Genomic DNA, 15,813 nt, shown 5'->3' with positions numbered 1-15,813 from the left:
TCATAGGAGGCACAATGACCGCCCCTTCGCCAAGCCTCTCCGCCCAGATGTTGCGACGCCGGCCGGTGATCGGCGCCCCGGTCGCACATGGCGCCTCCGACCATCTCAAACGAAGTATCGGCACGTTCCAGCTGACCATGTTCGGCGTCGGCGCGACCGTCGGCACCGGTATCTTCATCGTGCTGCAGCAGGCCGTGCCGAAGGCCGGTCCGGCGGTGCTCGTCTCCTTTGTGATCGCAGGTATCGCCGCAGGCCTGTCGGCAATCTGTTACGCCGAAATGGCCTCCGCGGTACCAGTTTCCGGATCAACGTATTCATACGCCTACACGACCATGGGCGAAGTGGTGGCAATGGGAGTGGCCGCGTGTCTGCTGCTCGAGTACGGCGTCTCCATGTCCGCTACCGCGATCGGCTGGAGTGGCTATCTGAACAAACTCCTGGACAACCTGTTCGGGGTTCAGATACCGCATGCGCTCACCGCAGCGCCGTGGGGTGAGACCCCGGGCATCGTCAACCTGCCCGCGATGTTGCTCATCACGATGTGTGCGCTGCTGCTGATCCGTGGCGCCAGCGAGTCCGCCACGGTCAACACCATCATGGTGATCATCAAGTTGGGTGTGCTGGCGCTGTTCGTCGCGATCGCGTTCACCGCGTTCACCACCGACCACTTCGCCGGATTCTGGAATGCCGGTTTCGCCGGAATCACCGCCGGAGCGGCCACCATCTTCTTCACGTTCATCGGACTCGACGCCGTCTCCACCGCGGGTGACGAGGTCAAGAATCCACAGCGGACCATGCCGCGCGCGATCATCGCCGCACTGATCGCCGTCACCACCATCTACATCCTGGTGGCGTTCGCCGGTCTCGGCACGCAGTCAGCCGAGGCGTTCGGCTCCGAGGAACAGGCCGAGGCGGGGCTATCGGTCATCCTCGAGAACGTTCTGAGCGGTTCGACATGGGCCAGCACCGTTCTCGCTGTCGGCGCGGTGATCTCGATCTTCTCGGTCACGCTCGTGGTGATGTACGGCCAGACCCGCATCCTGTTCGCGATGGGTCGCGACGGACTGCTCCCGTCGCTGTTCGCCAAGGTCAACCCGCGCAGCATGACACCCGTGAACAACACGATCATCGTGGCCGCCGTCACGGGGATTCTTGCCGGCTTCGTGCCACTCGACTACCTGTGGGACCTGGTGTCGATCGGCACTCTCGTCGCGTTCATCACGGTCGCGGTCGGCGTGATCATCCTGCGGCGCCGCGAACCGGATCTGCCTCGTGGCTTCAAGGTTCCGGGCTATCCCGTGACACCTATCCTGTCCATCGCCGCCTGCCTGTGGGTGCTGTGGGGGCTGCCCCCGAACACCTGGCTGTGGTTCGGCATCTGGGTGGCGGTGGTTCTGTCCTTCTACTTCCTGTGGAGTCGCCGCCACAGCGCGCTGAACGACGGCGGTGACGGTCTCATCCCCGCCGCCGCGGCGCAGGAGGACGAGGTGTTACTTCCGCCGAAGGATCCTCAATGAGCGTCGCAGTCGGCTACCTGGCCGGTAAGAGCGGCCGGTCGCCGCTCTACCTTGCGGCAGAAGCCGCGAGAACGCTGCAGACATCGCTGACCGTGGTGACCGTGGTGCCACGGCCGTGGATGACGCCCTCGATAGCCCGCATCGATGCCGAATACGCCCAGTACGCCGACCAGTTGGCCGCGGACTCGGCGAAAGAGGCGCAGGAGTGCCTGGCGTCGATCGGCAAAGGAATCAAGGTGGACTTCCACAAGGTCGCGCATCGGTCGGCTTCCGGTGGCCTACTCGAAGCCGTCGACGAGCTCGAATCCGAAGCGCTGGTGCTGGGTTCGGCGGCCGATGGAAAGCTCGGGCAGGTCGTCATCGGTTCGACGGCGGATCGGCTGCTGCACTCGTCATCGGTGCCGCTGTCCATCAGCCCGCGCGGCTACCGCGGCACGAAGGCCGGCGGATTGACCCGCATCACGTGCGCCTATCCGGGCACACCGGAGTGTGTGTTCGTGGTCGAACGCGTTGCGGCGCTTGCACAACGACTGGGTGTCCCGATGCGGGTCATCACCTTCGCCGTCAGGGGTCGCACCATGTATCCGCCCGAGGTCGGGTTGCACGCCGAGGACTCGTTGCTCGAGGCGTGGGCAGCTCAGGCCCGAGAGACGTTGGCCGAGTTGCACTCCAAGGGCGTGGTCGGCGACGACGTCGAGCTGCAGGTCGCCACCGGCAACGGCTGGGATCAGGCGATCGATGCCGTTGACTGGCAAGACGGCGATCTGCTCGCCATCGGCACGAAACCGTCGGGCGGAATCGCCCGGGTGTTTCTCGGCTCCCGAGGGTCAAAGATCCTGCGGCACAGCCCGGTACCGGTCCTGGTATTGCCGGGCTAGTGTGCAGTCAGATCGCAAATCCAGCCCAACTGGGGCGTTTTCGCGATCTGCGTGCACACCAGACGGCTGGTAGCTAGTACTTCATCGTGCCGCGGTCGACGTTGATCTGGCTGCCCGAGATCGTCATCGACCCGTCGCCGGCCAACCACGCCACCACGTCGGAAACCTCTTCAGCGCTCATGAAGTCCTGCAGACTCGATGCGCCTTCCTGACTCACAGCGCGGTACGGGAAGGGCTTGAAGCTGTGGATGAAGCTCGGGAACTTTCCGAAGAGCTCCATCATCGCTTCCTTCTCCACCATCGGCGTGTCGATGGAGTACGGATGGATCGAGTTGACCCGAATCCCGTACTCGCCCAACTCCAATGCCAGTGAGTTGGTCAAGGACGTCAGACCGTGCTTGGACGCCGCGTAGTGGCCGTTGCCCGGGGTGGCCTTCAGTCCCGCCGACGAGCTCACGATGATGATCGAGCCGCCGTTGCCCGCCTCGATCATTGCCGGAACGGCGGCACGGATCGTCTTCCACGTGCCGCTCAGGTTCACGTCGATGACGGCGTTCCACTGCTCCTCGGACATCTCGAAGAGACGCCCCCAGCTCAGCACGCCCGCGTTGGCCACCAGGATGTCCAGCCGACCGAACTGCTCGATCCCGTCGGCGACCACCTGCTGCAGTGCAGCCAGATCTCGGATGTCGACCTCACGGGACAGCACCTTGCGGCCGGTGGCCTCCACCGCCCGTACGGTCTCGGCGAGTTCCTCCGAGCTACCCAGCGGGTAGGTGATGGTGTCGGAGATCGGTCCGCAGACGTCGATGGCGATGATGTCGGCGCCCTCGCCGGCCAACCGGATCGCGTGCGCCCGACCCTGGCCGCGCGCGGCCCCCGTTACGAATGCCACTCGCCCTTCCAGGGGCCCGTCAGTCGCCGTCACCGCTGCTCCTTTCGTGAAGCTGCGGACCAGGCTAACAGCCGAACTGGAACGTGTTCTAGTAACCGGTCAGTCGAGGCCGTCGCGGATGATCGGACAGGTCATACAGTGCCCGCCGCCGCGGCCGCGGCCCAGCTCGGCGCCGACGATGGTGATCACCTCGATACCCGCCCTGCGCAGCAGGGTGTTGGTGTGGGTATTGCGGTCGTAGGCGAACACCACCCCGGGCTCGACGGCGACCAGGTTGTTGCCGCTGTCCCACTGCTGGCGTTCCGAGTCGTACTTCGTGCCACCGGTTTCCACGACCCGCAGGGCGCCGAGTCCGAGCGCGTCGGCGACCACTTCGACGAATGGCTTGTGCGCCTCCTCCACCTCGACGCCCGGGTCGGCGTCGCTGGGATGCAGGATGAATGTCTGTATCGAGTCGACGATGTCGGGATACAAGGTCACGACATCGCGGTCGGCGAACGTGAACACCGTGTCCAGGTGCATGGCCGCCCGTAGCTTCGGCATGCCGGCGACGATCACCTTGGTGGCCGCCTTCTCGGCGAACAGCTTGGCAGCCACCTGCGTGATCGCCTGACGTGAGGTGCGCTCGCTCATCCCGATGATGACGACACCGTTGCCGGGCACCAGGACGTCGCCACCCTCGATCGTCGACATCCCCCACGACTCCTCCGGATCGCCCCACCACACCGTGGAGCCGACGAAGTCGGGATGGAACTCGTAAATGGCCTTCATCAACAATGTTTCGTCATGTCGCGCGGGCCAGAACAACGGATTGAGCGTCAGGCCTTGGTAGATCCAACAGGTCGTGTCGCGCGTGTAGAGCGTGTTCGGCAGTGGCGGCATCAGGTACTCGGTCACGCCGGCCGCCTCACGGGCCAGGGAGCGGTACCCGGATTGGATCTCAGACGGCAGGTCGCGGGTCGACATGCCGCCGATCAGCAACTCCGTCAGTCGCTGCGGTTTCAACGAATCCAGGAAGCCACGCGTGTCGTCGACGAGTCCCAGGCCGACTTCGTTCGGCACGATCTTGCGGTCCAGCAGCCAGTCTTTGGCCTCGGGGATTTCCATCGTCTCGGCGAGGAGGTCGTGCAGTTCGACCACCTCGACATCGCGGTCGCGCATTTTGTCGATGAAGTCGAAGTGGTCGCGACGAGCGTTCTGCACCCACAGCACGTCGTCGAACAGCAGGTCGTCGCAGTTGGTCGGCGTGAGGCGCTCGTGGGCCAGACCAGGCGAGCACACCAGCACCTTGCGCAGCTTGCCGACCTCGGAGTGAACGCCGTAGTTCGCAGAAGGATTCGTCACTTCAGTTCCTCTCAAACGCCTGCCCGCTAGATTTCGATCGCTCCAGTTGCCAAGGACACCACAGCTGCGACGGCGCCGAGGAGAATCACCCCGAACAGCACCGCCTCGGCAGGCTGGAAGACGCGAAGACCTCGCTCGCGTCGCGCTTTGAAGTACAGCGCCGCCGCTGGTGCGTACAGGATGCAAGACAGCAGGAGCTTGTCGACGCCCGCCGCGTAGATCAGGAACAGGGTGTAGACCGTCGCCAGGCCGGCGACCACCATGTCCGGAACCAACGATTTGCCGTCCCCGTACGTCTCGCGGGTCGCCGTGAGTTTCAGTGCGTAGGCCGCCGCGAGGAGATAGGGAATCAGAGATAGCGCGGCAGTCAGATCCAGCATGAAATCGAGTGCGTCGGCGGCGAACAGCAGCGCCACCAGAAGCAGCGAGATCAACCCGGCGGCCATGAGCAGCGCGGTGACGGGTGCACCGTGACTGTTGGTGCGCGCCAGGAATTTCGGCATGTCCTCGGACTTGGCCGGAATGTAGAGGACTTCCGCGGCCATCAACGTCCACGCCAGATACGCACCCAGCACCGAGATGATCACGCCGACACGGATGAAGATCGATCCCCAGTGTCCGACAACCGATTCCAGCACCGCCGCCATGGAAGGCTGAGTGACGCCGGCGAGCTCTTCCTGGGGCATCACGCCGTACGAGACCAGCGTGACCAAGGCGAAAACGCTCAGCACACCGAGGAACCCGACGACCGTGGCGCGACCCACGTCCTCACGTTTGCGCGCCATCCGCGAATAGACGCTTGCGCCCTCGATACCCAGGAACACGAACACGGTGATCAGCATGGTGCCGGTGGCTTGGTCCCAGATCGCCGAGAACGAATATCCCTCCTCGCCGCCCCAGAAGTTGTCGGCGAACACATCGGCCTGGAACGCGATACCCACGATCACGATGAACATCAGAATCGGCACCACTTTGGCGATGGTCACGATGTAGTTGATGACGGCCGCGTCCTTGACTCCGCGCATCACCAGGGCCGCGAACAACCACACACAGATCGCGGACACCACCACCGCGAGCACCGTGTCCCCCGCGCCGAACGCGGGTACCAGCGCGCTCAACGTCGCCGTGATCAGCACCCAGTACGACGTGTTGCCCGCGCAGGCCGATGCCCAGTAGCCAATTGCCGAGTTGAACCCGACGTAGTCGCCGAAACCTGCCTTGGCATAGGCGAAGATGCCTGCGTCGAGGTCCGGCTTGCGCATCGCGAGGCGTTGAAAAACGAACGCCAGCATCAGCATTCCGAAGCCGGCGATCGTCCACGCGATGAGGGCCCCGAGCACTCCGGTCTCAGTGCCGAACCGACGTGGCAGCAGGAAGACCCCGGCCCCGATCATCGAGCCGACCACCATCGCGGTCAGCGTCGGGAGGCTGACCTTCGGATCTCTCTGCGTTGTGGCCGTCTCGATATCGGTCATCGCGATCCGCTCCTGACGGTTGACTACAAGTCGGCCAAGATCTGCTGACGCTTGGCCGTGTATTCGTCGTCTGAGATCGCACCGGTCGCGCGCAGGGTTTCCAACTCCTGCAGCCGCTGCGCGGTCGAGGGTTCGGGTGGCGCGGAGGCGAACTGGGCCGCTGCAGGGGGCGCGGCCGCCTGCGCAGGAGCTGCGGGGGCTTGTGTCGCCGCAGCCCGCCGTACCACCGCCTGCACCTGTTGGCGGGCAGCCGGATTCGTGCGTAGATCGATCATGTTGTTCAGGCCGATGTTGTTGGCCTTGAGAATCTGCAGGATCTCCATCAGCGGCCCGACCTGTCCGGACAGATCGTAAGTTCTGTTGTCCTCGGCGATGGTGAAAGTGGCAGGCATCATGCCGCTGACCAAACTGCTTCTCTCCCAGTCGATTTGGTACTCGTTCGTGATGGGGTCCACGAGTGCGACGAGTTTGCGGCTGGTGATCATCGGCAGTCGCGAAATCGACGCGATCACCCGATCCTGGCTGGCGAACGGCGCGATACCGGGTCCAGAGATCTGCAGGTCGATCTTCACCAGGGGCTGCTCGTTGATCCGCGTCCCGGTCTCGTGAATCCCGACGACCTGCGCCAGCGCCAGCACACCGGCCTGTTCCAGCGCCTGCGTCTTGGCGGCCTTGTTAGCGCCCATGCTGGTGATACCCAGGGCGATCAGGACGTCGAGCACGGTGATCGCCAGGCCCGCCCAGAACATCCACTTCATGATCGGCTGTGCCCCGGAAGCGAAATATATCGCCAGGAAGATCGGGCCGACGATGCCGCACAGCAACACGAAGGCCTGAATCTTGACGTACCGCCAGAAAGTGGACATAAGGCCAAGCTCCTATGGAAAGTGGTCGTCGCGTCGCGTGTCAGATTAGCCCGAATTCTGCGGATGCGAGTCGTATCGTCGGGCGGTGGTCTCGGGGTCGGAGTCGGCGGAACCGGTGAAAGGCCGGTGGGTCCTGGCGGCCGTCTCGATGGCACTGTTCTGCGTGCAAATCGACTACTTCGCGGCCAATCTCGCGCTGCCGCGGATGGCGTCCGACCTCAACAGCACACCGTCGGACCTGCAATGGGTGATCAGCGTCTACATGCTCACGTTGGGCGCCTTCATGGTTCCGGCGGGACGGATCGGCGATATCTTCGGGCGCCGCAAGGCCTTGATGGCCGGCATCGCCTTGTTCGGTCTGGCGTCGGCCCTGTGCGCGGTCGCCCCGTCCGTGCCGCTGATCGTGGCCTTCCGCGCGCTACAGGGACTCGGTGCCGCACTGATCTTCCCGGTTTCGGTGAGCGTGCTCACCAACGCCTTTCCCGCGGTCAAGGCCAGCCATGCCATCGGGTTGGCTTACGGCATAGCGGGTTTGGGCAATGCCGCGGGCCCGCTGATCGGCGGCCTGCTGACCGACACCGTTGGCTGGCGGTGGATCTTCTGGCTCAACGTTCCGCTGACGGTGGTCTCACTCGCGCTCGGCGCGTGGAGCATCGGTGAGTCCTCTGATGAAACCGCCCCGCGTCGTCTCGACATCACCGGGCTGGCGCTGATCACCGTCGGAATCGGCTTGTTCACGTTGACATTTGACCGAGCACCACACTGGGGGTGGGTCTCGGTGCCCACCGTCGTCGCATTCGCGGGATCGCTGGCCGCGCTCTCACTTTTCGTCGTCGTCGAGAACCGGGCGCCATGGCCGTTGGTCAATCTGTCGCTGGTGCGCGACGCCCGCTTCGCGGTGCTCGTGATCGTCGGCGCCACCGCGAACATCGCCTACGCGGTGGCGATCTTCCTGTCGACGCTGAACCTGCAGCAGGTACGGGCCCTGGACCCCCTGATGGCGGGTCTCGTCTTCCTCGGCCCTTCGGCCGGCGCCGCGCTGGGCGGCGTGCTGTCGGGACGCCTCACCGCCGACCGGTCGCCATTGCTCGTGATGGGGCTGACAAGTGGAGCGGCCGCAATCTCGCTGGCTGCCCTGGCGGCGTCGGGCGAATGGATTGTCTATCTGCCCGCGTTGTCGGCGTGCGGGTTCACATTGGGGTTGTTGTACGCGTTCACCACCGTCGCCACCCAGGCCGTCGTACGTCCCGAACGGGCCGGCGAGGCGGCGGGCGTCACGCTGACGGCGTTGGTGACACTCGCCGGAGTCGGTGTCGCCGTGTCGGGAACGGTGCTGGAGATGCTCGAGCGCGGCGGTCAGTCGACGGCGAGCGCGATCGACACCATCCTCGGGGTGCTGGCGGCGCAGCTGTTGATCGCCAGTGCGCTGGTCCTGTGGATCGCCCGCACGCCTATGGCGTCGGTGCGCTCGCGCTGAGCGGGACGATCGGCTGGGCCTCGGGCGTCTGCGGCGCGGGGGCCTGAGCGTCGGGACCGCCGAGCAGGAAGTACAGCGGCGCCGTCCAGTCCAGGCCCGCCGTCGTGGCGTAACTGGTGTGAATCGCCACACCGCGTGCGTATGACACCGAGGTCTCTTCGTCGTCGGGGTTGTAATCGCAGACGGCATCGCCGAGATCACAAACACTGATCGTGCGCGCGCCGATGGCCGGCGACATCGGGCCGGGTGCATGCGCCAGGATCGGCCAATCCTGTGCGGCCCCCTTACCGCGCTCGGGAATGCCGCTGGCCGTCCCCAGGTTCAGGGTCGGATCCTCGGGCAGGCGGTCACCGTCGGCGACCAGCAGCACCGCGGCGAGATTCGGGCTGGCTTCGAGCGCCTGCAGATTGCGGTGCACGACCATCGCACCCTGCGAATAACCGGCGAGCACCACCTTGGTTGCCGGACAGCGCTGGACAAACCCCTCGTATTGCTTTCCCAGCGCCGCTGCTCCGGCATCCACACTTCCGATGAAACCCAGCCACTCACCGGCACCGCCGTCTTCACCCGGTGCCTCGACGGCGGGGTACTCGACTGCTTCGGCGGTCATGGTGCGACCGTCCTGCTGCACCTGGGCCGACAACTCCTGCAGGGACTGGTAGACCACGCGGCCCATCCCGTCGTTCTGCGCCACCTCGGCGGGCGTGCGCTCGCCTGAGCCTGCGGCGCCGATCCAGTGCACATCGGGGCAGACGGTCTGCGCTGAGGCGGTACCTAGGGAGAGCCCTGACAGACCGACGAGTGCGGCACCGGCGAAGGCGGCACACGCGAGTGTGGCGACGCGACGGAACATGAAATCCATACCCTTCTTGAGCCCCGACCAGGGCATACGCGAAGTACATCGCCTCGTCCGCCGCGGGTGTTACAGGGTTTCCATCCGAGAGGTACAACCGCATCGCCCGAGGTAATGTCCGCGACGTGGCCACGATGAAGATCGCCCGCATCCCCGCGGCGAATGCGAAGTTCGAAATCACCGACGTCGAGATCCCAGAACCAGGTCCGCGGCAAGTCCGCGTGAAGGTCCACGCCTGCGGCGTCTGCCACTCCGACGTGCTGACCGTGATCGGCATGATGGGCAATTCGTTCCCGCGCGCGCCGGGGCACGAGGTCGCAGGCGTCGTCGATGCGGTCGGGGACGACGTCACGTCCTGGGCGGTCGGAGACCGCGTCGGCGTCGGCTGGTTCGGCGGGTGCGATTTCACCTGCGAGGCCTGTCGGCGCGGCGACTTCATCTCATGCGATAACGCGGAGATCCCCGGCATCTCCTACGACGGCGGTTACGCCGAGTACATGGTGGCGCCCGCCGAAGCCCTGGCTCGCGTCCCCGACGACCTCGCCGACGTGGATGCCGCGCCGCTGCTGTGCGCGGGCATCACCACGTTCAACGCGCTGCGCGAATCGGTGGCGCGACCGGGCGACCTAGTCGCGGTGCTCGGCGTCGGCGGTCTCGGGCACCTCGGTATCCAGTTCGCGGCGAAGATGGGCTTCGAGGTGGCTGCCATTGCGCGCGGTACCGACAAGGAGCCGCTGGCCAAAGAGCTTGGCGCACATCATTACATCGACTCCAAAGCCGTCGATGTCGCCGAGGAACTGAACAAACTCGGTGGCGCGCAGGTCATCCTCGCCACGGTCACCGTGGCCGACGCGATGGCGGCGACGATCGGCGGCCTCAAGGCCCGCGGTCAGCTGGTCGTCGTCGGCGCACCGTCCGAACCGATGGAGACGCCCTTGGCGCCGTTGATCTTCAAATCCGCGGCAGTGCAGGGCCATGCCTCCGGGACATCGCAGGATTCAGAAGACACGCTGCGCTTTTCGGCGATCACCGGCGTGCGACCGATGATCGAGACCATGCCGCTGTCCGATGCTCAGGCTGCCTTCGACAAGATGATGAGCGGCGATGCCCGGTTCCGCATGGTGCTCACCATGACCTGACGCGGCCGAACAGACGCGAAAACCCCCCAAATCCTTGGGATTTAGGGGGTTTTGCGTCTTCTCGCGAAGGACTACTTGTGGATCTTGGTGACCCGGCCGGCGCCGACGGTGCGGCCACCCTCACGGATCGCGAATCGCAGGCCCTCGTCCATGGCGACGGGCTGGATCAGCTTGACGGAGATGTCGGTGTTGTCACCGGGCATCACCATCTCGGTGCCCTCGGGGAGGGTCACCACGCCGGTCACGTCCGTGGTCCGGAAGTAGAACTGCGGCCGGTAGTTGTTGAAGAACGGCGTGTGACGGCCGCCCTCGTCCTTCGACAGGATGTAGACGCTGCCGTCGAACTCGGTGTGCGGGGTGGTCGTGCCGGGCTTGACCACAACCTGGCCACGCTCGACGTCCTCGCGCTTGATGCCACGGACCAGCAGACCGACGTTGTCGCCCGCCATACCCTGATCCAGCAGCTTGCGGAACATCTCGACACCGGTGACGGTGGTCTTGGTGACGTTCGGGCGGATGCCGACGATCTCGACTTCCTCGTTCACGTTGATCACGCCACGCTCGACGCGACCGGTGACGACGGTGCCACGACCGGTGATCGTGAAGACGTCCTCAACGGGCATCAGGAACGGCTTGTCGGTCTCGCGGACCGGGTCCGGGATCGACTCGTCAACGGCGTCCATCAGGTCCTCAACGGACTTGACCCACTCGGGGTCGCCCTCGAGTGCCTTGAGCGCCGACACCTTGATGACCGGGGCATCCTCGTCGAACTCCTGGGCGGCCAGCAGTTCGCGGACCTCCATCTCGACGAGCTCGATGAGCTCCTCGTCGTCGACCATGTCGGCCTTGTTCAGCGCGACCAGGATGTAGGGCACGCCGACCTGACGGGCGAGCAGCACGTGCTCACGCGTCTGCGGCATCGGGCCGTCGGTCGCTGCGACCACCAGAATCGCGCCGTCCATCTGGGCGGCACCGGTGATCATGTTCTTGATGTAGTCCGCGTGGCCGGGTGCGTCGACGTGCGCGTAGTGACGCTTCTCGGTCTGGTACTCCACGTGGGAGATGTTGATCGTGATGCCGCGCTGACGCTCTTCAGGCGCATTGTCGATCTGGTCGAATGCGCGCGACTCGTTCAACTCGGGATACTTGTCGTGCAGAACCTTGGTGATTGCTGCGGTAAGCGTGGTTTTGCCGTGGTCAACGTGACCGATGGTCCCGATGTTGACGTGCGGCTTCGTCCGCTCGAACTTCGCCTTCGCCACTTCTGTGTCCTCCTGGACTTGTTGGTGCTTGTTTAAAGCAGTGTTGATCTTTGCAGTTGTGTGGTCCCGCGAAACCAACGGGTCGAGTTACTGACCCGTCGCCTTCGCGATGATCTCCTTCGACACGTTCGCCGGAACTTCAGCGTACGAGTCGAAAACCATGGAGTAGTTCGCCCGGCCCTGAGTCTTCGACCGGAGGTCTCCGACGTAACCGAACATCTCCGACAGCGGCACGTGCGCCTTGACGACGCGTGCACCTGCCCGCTCCTCCATGGCCTGAATCTGGCCACGGCGGGAGTTCAGGTCGCCGATCACTTCACCCATGTAGTCCTCGGGTGTGGTGACCTCGACGGCCATGATCGGCTCCAGGATCACCGGTTGTGCTTGGCCTGCAGCCTTTTTCAGCACCTGTGATCCTGCGACCTTGAACGCCATCTCCGAGGAGTCGACCTCGTGGTAGGCGCCGTCGAGCAGGGTGACCTTCACGTTCACCAGCGGGTAGCCGGCCAGCACGCCGTACTGCATGGCGTCCTGCGCTCCGGCATCCACCGACGGAATGTACTCGCGGGGGATGCGGCCACCGGTGACCTTGTTCTCGAACTCGTAGGTCGCCCCGTCCTCGCCGCTGAACGGCTCCAGGTCGATGAGCACCTTCGCGAACTGGCCCGAGCCACCCGTCTGCTTCTTGTGGGTGAACTCGACCTTCTCGACCTTGCGGCGGATGGTCTCCTTGTACGCCACCTGCGGCTTGCCGACGTTGGCCTCGACCTTGAACTCGCGCTTCATCCGGTCCACCAGGATGTCCAGGTGCAGCTCGCCCATACCGCCAATGACGGTCTGGCCGGTCTCCTGGTCCAGGTGCACCTTGAAGGTCGGATCCTCTTCGGCCAGCTTCTGGATCGCCGTGCCGAGCTTCTCCTGGTCGCTCTTGGTCTTGGGCTCGATGGCCACCTCGATCACCGGATCGGGGAACGTCATCGACTCCAGCACGACCTGCTGGTTGGGATCCGACAGCGTGTCACCGGTGGTGGTGTCCTTGAGCCCGATGACGGCGTAGATGTGCCCCGCGGAGGCCCGTTCGACCGGGTTCTCCTTGTTGGAGTGCATCTGGAACAGCTTGCCCAGCCGCTCCTTCTTGCCCTTGGTGGCGTTGATGACCTGGCTGCCGGACTCGACAGTGCCCGAGTACACGCGGACGTAGGTCAGCTTGCCGAAGAACGGGTGCGTGGCGACCTTGAACGCCAGCGCCGAGAACGGCTCGTCGGTCGACGGCTTGCGGCTGATCAGCTCGTCTTCCTTGCCGGGCACGTGGCCTTCGGCAGGCGGCACGTCCAACGGCGACGGCAGGTAGTCGATCACCGCGTCGAGCATGGGCTGCACACCCTTGTTCTTGAACGCGCTGCCGCACAGCACCAGATAGGCATCGGAGTTGATGGTGAGCTTGCGCAGCGCACCCTTGATCTCCTCGATCGACAGCTCCTCGCCGCCGAAGTACTTCTCGAGCAGGGCCTCGTCGGTCTCGGCGACCGCTTCGAGCAGCTTGGTGCGATACTCGTCGGCCTTCTCAGCCAAATCAGCTGGGATGTCGACGGTTTCGTAGGTCTCACCGAGCTTGGTCTCGCCGCGCCACACCTTGGCCTTCATCTCGACCAGGTCGACGATGCCCTCGAAGTCACCTTCGGAACCGACCGGCAGCTGGATCGGGATGACGTTGGCGCCCAGGCGCTCTTCCATCGTGCGCACCGAGAAGTAGAAGTCCGCGCCGACCTTGTCCATCTTGTTGACGAAACAGATGCGGGGAACGTCGTACTTGTCGGCCTGGCGCCAAACCTGCTCGGACTGCGGCTCGACACCTTCCTTGCCGTCGAACACGGCAACGGCACCATCGAGAACGCGCAGGCTGCGCTCCACCTCGACGGTGAAGTCGACGTGCCCGGGGGTGTCGATGATGTTGATCTGGTTGTCGTTCCAGAAGCAGGTGGTGGCGGCGGAGGTGATGGTGATACCCCGCTCTTGCTCCTGCTCCATCCAGTCCATGGTGGCGGCGCCGTCGTGCACCTCACCGATCTTGTAGCTGATACCGGTGTAGTAGAGGATGCGCTCGGTCGTCGTCGTCTTACCGGCATCGATGTGGGCCATGATGCCGATGTTGCGGACCTTGGTCAGGTCGGTCAGCACGTCCTTCTGTGCCACAGAAGTCTTCTCTCTCGCTTGTTAGTTGCTGTTTTCACGCCTGCCGCAGCGCTGCCGCGGGCGTCCCGGGATTTGTACTCGGGGTCACCAGCGGTAGTGCGCGAAGGCGCGGTTGGCCTCAGCCATCTTGTGGGTGTCCTCACGTCGCTTGACGGCGGCACCCAGACCATTGCTGGCATCGAGGATCTCGTTCGCCAGGCGCTCGATCATGGTCTTTTCGCGGCGGGCCTTGGAGAAGCTGACCAGCCAGCGCAGAGCCAGCGTGACCGAACGATCCGGTCGGACCTCGACGGGAACCTGGTAGGTGGCGCCACCGACGCGTCGGCTGCGGACCTCGAGGGCCGGCTTGACGTTGTCGAGAGCGCGCTTCAGGGTGACCACCGGATCGGTGCCCGTCTTGTCGCGGGCCTGCTCGAGCGCACCATAAACAATGCGTTCGGCCAGCGATTTCTTCCCGTCCAGCAGAACCTTGTTGACCAACTGGGTGACCAGCTGCGACCCGTAGACCGGATCGTTGACCAACGGACGCTTGGGTGCAGGCCCCTTGCGCGGCATTAGCTCTTCTCCTTCTTGGCGCCGTAGCGGCTGCGCGCTTGCTTGCGGTTCTTCACGCCCTGGGTGTCGAGCGAGCCGCGGATGATCTTGTAGCGCACACCCGGCAGGTCCTTCACACGACCGCCACGCACGAGCACCATCGAGTGCTCCTGCAGGTTGTGGCCTTCACCGGGGATGTAGGCGGTGACCTCAACCGCGCTCGTCAGCTTGACGCGCGCCACCTTCCGAAGCGCCGAGTTCGGCTTCTTCGGGGTGGTGGTGTACACGCGGGTGCACACGCCGCGGCGCTGCGGGCTGCCCTTAAGGGCCGCGGTCTTGACCTTGGCGATCTTGTCGCGGCGACCCTTGCGGACCAGCTGCTGAATGGTTGGCATCTACCGGCTTTCTGTGTTGCTTGTGTATCTCTGGGTCGAGCTCTAAGTCTTGCAAAGTCCCTGTACTGCAGTTATGTCCCGTTCACGTACCCCGCGATCGGGTGTGTCGCATGCGCCCGCCGCGAGGATTTCCTCTAGGCTTCGTGGACACGCGAATTGGCCCGGCGTGCAGGCATGCTTGCTGACTTTTCCCGAAGGCCCGGTCCGCAATGCGCCTTATCTGCCAGGCACGATCGTCCACAATACCAGGGCGGCGCGTACCGTCCAAACCTGCTCCGAGCCGCCTAACCGCAGGTCAGCGCTAGCGGTCACGCATATGCGGTCAGCGCCGCTCCATTCCGGACGCCAGGCGCACGACCATGTCGCTGTACACCGCGTCCGCGTCGATGCCGTTCATCGCGCCCGTCATCTCCAGGAGCACGAAACCGTGCATTGCCGACCAGAATTCCAGCGCGGCGTAGAACGCGTTCTCACCGTCGAGTCCGTAGGAGCCCAGAACCGAGATCACCGGCGCGGCGGCGGCGCGGGTCGCCTCGGTGAACTCCGGGTCGTCACCGCCGAGCGGCATCCGCGTGAACGCCGAATACCGCCCCGGATGATGGTGGGCATAGCTGCGGTAAGCCGACGCCATCGCCGTCACCGCGTCGTCTCGGGTGCGCCCCTGGCCGACGGTGTTGAGCATCCCGATGATGTCCCCCACCACCCGCATTCGCACTGTTCGGCGCAGGTCTTCGAGGCTGTGCACGTGGTTGTAGAGCGACGGCCCCTTGGTGCCGAGCTGGGTCGCCAACGCGTTGATCGTGAGTGCGTCCCAGCCCTCGCGGTCCAGGAACGTCAGGGCGGCGTTGACGATGGAGTCGCGACTCAACCTCGCCGGGCGCCGGCCGGAGGTACTCGTCGGCTGGGCTGCCATGTGCGTCGCCTCCTCCGGTGTGAATTTTCGCGCTTCGGACCGGGCAAAACTAACACCTCTAGTTTGTCCTGG

14 protein-coding genes are annotated in these 15,813 nt (G+C 64.7%); 4 read left to right on the top strand and 10 right to left on the bottom strand.

The window, feature by feature from the left end; all coding sequences use genetic code 11:
* The first annotated feature begins 14 nt into the window (after positions 1-14).
* Positions 15-1,517, top strand: a complete 1,503-nt coding sequence (locus M1248_RS22095) for an amino acid permease (protein ID WP_163735387.1) — start codon at positions 15-17, stop codon at positions 1,515-1,517.
* Positions 1,514-2,395, top strand: a complete 882-nt coding sequence (locus tag M1248_RS22090; RefSeq protein ID WP_163735384.1) for a universal stress protein — start codon at positions 1,514-1,516, stop codon at positions 2,393-2,395. Before M1248_RS22095 ends, M1248_RS22090 begins: the two co-directional genes overlap by 4 nt.
* Before the next feature lie 73 nt (positions 2,396-2,468).
* Here M1248_RS22090 and M1248_RS22085 read toward each other — a convergent pair whose 3' ends face one another.
* The 4 genes from M1248_RS22085 to M1248_RS22070 form a co-directional block, all read right to left on the bottom strand.
* Positions 2,469-3,323 (bottom strand): mycofactocin-coupled SDR family oxidoreductase, encoded by an 855-nt coding sequence (locus tag M1248_RS22085; protein WP_317149732.1) that lies wholly within the window; start codon positions 3,321-3,323, stop codon positions 2,469-2,471.
* Positions 3,324-3,389: 66 nt separating this feature from the next.
* Positions 3,390-4,634: an arginine deiminase gene (gene arcA, locus M1248_RS22080; RefSeq protein ID WP_163735378.1), complete on the bottom strand. Its 1,245-nt coding sequence runs from the start codon at positions 4,632-4,634 to the stop codon at positions 3,390-3,392.
* A 26-nt stretch (positions 4,635-4,660) separates the two neighbouring features.
* The gene (locus M1248_RS22075; protein ID WP_317149731.1) at positions 4,661-6,109 is read right to left on the bottom strand and encodes a basic amino acid/polyamine antiporter; all 1,449 of its coding nucleotides are present in this window, start codon (positions 6,107-6,109) and stop codon (positions 4,661-4,663) included.
* A gap of 23 nt (positions 6,110-6,132) precedes the next feature.
* Positions 6,133-6,975: an SHOCT domain-containing protein gene (locus tag M1248_RS22070; RefSeq protein ID WP_317149730.1), complete on the bottom strand. Its 843-nt coding sequence runs from the start codon at positions 6,973-6,975 to the stop codon at positions 6,133-6,135.
* 85 nt (positions 6,976-7,060) lie between these two features.
* On the opposite strand from M1248_RS22070, the gene M1248_RS22065 reads away from it, so the two are divergent.
* Entirely contained in the window at positions 7,061-8,452 is a 1,392-nt protein-coding gene (locus M1248_RS22065; RefSeq protein WP_317149729.1) for an MFS transporter, read from the top strand.
* Here the strand turns inward: M1248_RS22065 and M1248_RS22060 are convergent.
* Complete coding sequence (locus M1248_RS22060; RefSeq protein WP_317149762.1) at positions 8,427-9,305, bottom strand: cutinase family protein; 879 nt, start codon at positions 9,303-9,305, stop codon at positions 8,427-8,429. The two genes, M1248_RS22065 and M1248_RS22060, sit on opposite strands and share 26 nt — an antisense overlap.
* Before the next feature lie 134 nt (positions 9,306-9,439).
* On the opposite strand from M1248_RS22060, the gene M1248_RS22055 reads away from it, so the two are divergent.
* Positions 9,440-10,444 (top strand): alcohol dehydrogenase, encoded by a 1,005-nt coding sequence (locus M1248_RS22055; protein WP_317149761.1) that lies wholly within the window; start codon positions 9,440-9,442, stop codon positions 10,442-10,444.
* Between the two features lie 71 nt (positions 10,445-10,515).
* Here M1248_RS22055 and tuf read toward each other — a convergent pair whose 3' ends face one another.
* The 5 genes from tuf to M1248_RS22030 form a co-directional block, all read right to left on the bottom strand.
* Positions 10,516-11,706, bottom strand: coding sequence for an elongation factor Tu (tuf, locus tag M1248_RS22050; protein WP_163735367.1), 1,191 nt, complete (start codon positions 11,704-11,706; stop codon positions 10,516-10,518).
* Between the two features lie 87 nt (positions 11,707-11,793).
* The gene (gene fusA / locus M1248_RS22045) at positions 11,794-13,899 is read right to left on the bottom strand and encodes an elongation factor G (RefSeq protein WP_163735365.1); all 2,106 of its coding nucleotides are present in this window, start codon (positions 13,897-13,899) and stop codon (positions 11,794-11,796) included.
* An 84-nt stretch (positions 13,900-13,983) separates the two neighbouring features.
* Entirely contained in the window at positions 13,984-14,454 is a 471-nt protein-coding gene (gene rpsG, locus M1248_RS22040) for a 30S ribosomal protein S7 (RefSeq protein WP_014209180.1), read from the bottom strand.
* Entirely contained in the window at positions 14,454-14,828 is a 375-nt protein-coding gene (gene rpsL, locus M1248_RS22035; RefSeq protein WP_014209181.1) for a 30S ribosomal protein S12, read from the bottom strand. The genes rpsG and rpsL overlap by 1 nt, the downstream gene beginning before the upstream one ends.
* A 322-nt stretch (positions 14,829-15,150) precedes the next feature.
* Complete coding sequence (locus M1248_RS22030) at positions 15,151-15,741, bottom strand: TetR/AcrR family transcriptional regulator (RefSeq protein ID WP_163735362.1); 591 nt, start codon at positions 15,739-15,741, stop codon at positions 15,151-15,153.
* Between the last annotated feature and the right edge of the window lie 72 nt (positions 15,742-15,813).

The sequence above is a fragment of the Mycobacterium sp. 29Ha genome, assembly GCF_032883055.1.
In the GTDB taxonomy this organism is placed as follows: domain Bacteria; phylum Actinomycetota; class Actinomycetes; order Mycobacteriales; family Mycobacteriaceae; genus Mycobacterium; species Mycobacterium gallinarum.
Note: the sequence above shows the minus strand (reverse complement) of the source record. Positions and strands in the feature narration are given on the sequence as shown.

Bases quoted from the DNA above. Each gene is read 5' to 3' on its own strand.
- rpsG (WP_014209180.1), bottom strand. From the start codon at position 14,454: ATGCCGCGCAAGGGGCCTGCACCCAAGCGTCCGTTGGTCAACGATCCG.
- rpsL (WP_014209181.1), bottom strand. From the start codon at position 14,828: ATGCCAACCATTCAGCAGCTGGTCCGCAAGGGTCGCCGCGACAAGATC.
- M1248_RS22030 (WP_163735362.1), bottom strand. From the start codon at position 15,741: ATGGCAGCCCAGCCGACGAGTACCTCCGGCCGGCGCCCGGCGAGGTTG.
- M1248_RS22095 (WP_163735387.1), top strand. From the start codon at position 15: ATGACCGCCCCTTCGCCAAGCCTCTCCGCCCAGATGTTGCGACGCCGG.
- M1248_RS22055 (WP_317149761.1), top strand. From the start codon at position 9,440: ATGAAGATCGCCCGCATCCCCGCGGCGAATGCGAAGTTCGAAATCACC.
- M1248_RS22090 (WP_163735384.1), top strand. From the start codon at position 1,514: ATGAGCGTCGCAGTCGGCTACCTGGCCGGTAAGAGCGGCCGGTCGCCG.
- M1248_RS22060 (WP_317149762.1), bottom strand. From the start codon at position 9,305: ATGTTCCGTCGCGTCGCCACACTCGCGTGTGCCGCCTTCGCCGGTGCC.
- M1248_RS22075 (WP_317149731.1), bottom strand. From the start codon at position 6,109: ATGACCGATATCGAGACGGCCACAACGCAGAGAGATCCGAAGGTCAGC.
- M1248_RS22070 (WP_317149730.1), bottom strand. From the start codon at position 6,975: ATGTCCACTTTCTGGCGGTACGTCAAGATTCAGGCCTTCGTGTTGCTG.